This is a genomic window from Corynebacterium tuscaniense, from assembly GCF_008693065.1.
Classification (GTDB): Bacteria; Actinomycetota; Actinomycetes; order Mycobacteriales; family Mycobacteriaceae; genus Corynebacterium; species Corynebacterium tuscaniense.
In genome coordinates this window covers 1-524 of the sequence record NZ_VXKH01000208.1, presented here as the reverse complement: position 1 = coordinate 524, position 524 = coordinate 1, and the positions used below count along the sequence as shown (strand labels likewise).

1 protein-coding gene is annotated in these 524 nt (G+C 70.4%); it reads left to right on the top strand.

Annotated features, from left to right (window positions below):
* Nucleotides 1-524 (top strand): ATP-binding cassette domain-containing protein (locus F4V54_RS11310; protein WP_150387195.1); only part of this gene is annotated, 524 nt, incomplete at both ends.

Below are 524 nucleotides of genomic sequence, written 5' to 3'. Positions count from 1 at the left end.
CCGCGACCTCACGAAGAGCTACCCGATTGCGGGCAAAGCGGGCACCCCGCCCGAAGGCGGGGCAGGTGCCCCGCCGGACGGCGGGCGCAAGGGAAAGCGCGGTGCCCGGATGCGCAAGCATGTGCTCGACGGCGTGAGTTTCACCGTGCCCACCGGGGCGATCGTGTCGTTCCTCGGCCACAACGGTGCAGGCAAGACCACCCTCATCCGAATCCTGTCGACGCTCATCACCGCCGACTCCGGCGAGGTGAGCATCTTCTCGCGCGACGTGAAAGAGGACCCGGCGGGCGTGCGCGCTGACATTGCCACCACCGGCCAATTCGCGGCGATCGACGAGAACCTCACCGGCCGGGAGAACCTGGAGTTCTTCGGGCGGCTGCGCGGACTCGACCGCGCCGCCGCGGCCGCCCGCGCGACGGAACTGCTCGCGCAATTCTCGCTCGCAGACAGTGCCTCGACGCTGGCGTCGGCCTATTCGGGTGGCATGCGGCGCCGCCTCGACATCGCCGCGTCGCTGTGCGGCG